Raw genomic sequence first — 868 nt, 5'->3', positions numbered from 1 at the left:
GCAGAAGCAGCACATTGTCAATACCCTCTTTGAGCAGGGACAAGCCTAATTTTTCTACATTCCCTCACCACTGTTTTCCTGCATTTTTTATCCGGCGAAAAACTACAATATTAAATCGGCGTTGACATGTGTCAACGCCGATATGAAATTGTAAGAAAACGCCGAAGAAATTTTGTAGTTTTTCGGCGGGGGGGGGGTAACAAAAATTAGGTGCTGCCTTGCTCAAAAAGAGTGTTTACGATTTGCTGTTTATGGCGCATAAATTCCTTGCGCTCCTTCAGGCGGTAAGACTCGCCCTTAATGTTAATCACAGTGCAGTGATGCAGGACACGATCTAAAATAGCGGAGGCGATGGTGACATCGGCAAAGACCTCGTTCCACTGGGAGAAAGTCTTGTTGGAGGTAAAAACGGTGGACGTTTTCTCATACCGTCTGGCAATGAGTTGGAAGAACAGGTTTGCACCCTGGATGTCCATGGGGAGGTAGCCGATTTCATCGATGATGAGCATCCTGTACTTGGCCAGGATCCTGAGCTTGTCCGGCAGGCGGTTCTCAAAATGAGCCTTTTTGAGCTGCTCAATGAGCTGGTGGCAGTTGATGTAGTAGGTAGAGAAGCGATGCTTTGCCGCCACAAGGCCCAGGGCGGAGGCCAGATGGGTCTTGCCTACACCTGGTGGTCCGAGGAATACGGCCGGATGTAAAATTTTGTGTAAGCGTTTTTCGACAAAGTCAAGAATGGCACTGGAAAGCAGGGCGGATTCTGGCCTGAATCCCTTGATTACCGAAAGCCATGGTGGTCAGAGCGGTATGCGCGCCGGCACGGCGTGAATGCCGTTCTGGCCGCTGTGGCATACTAGGACAAGGGAGT

Annotated in this window: 1 protein-coding gene; it reads right to left on the bottom strand. The window is 49.8% G+C overall.

Annotation, left to right across the window (positions count from 1 at the left end; translation table 11 throughout):
- Window positions 1-206: 206 nt before the first annotated feature.
- A complete protein-coding gene (istB, locus tag NE547_RS17950) occupies window positions 207-737 on the bottom strand; it encodes an IS21-like element helper ATPase IstB (protein WP_256176616.1) in 531 nt (176 codons plus the stop codon).
- Window positions 738-868 lie beyond the last annotated feature (131 nt).

Origin of the sequence: Flavonifractor sp. DFI.6.63 (genome assembly GCF_024462255.1) — a bacterium.
Lineage (GTDB): Bacteria > Bacillota > Clostridia > Oscillospirales > Oscillospiraceae > Lawsonibacter_A > Lawsonibacter_A hominis.
The sequence above is the reverse complement of the archived record's forward strand: the minus strand, read 5'-3'. Positions and strand labels throughout refer to the sequence as shown.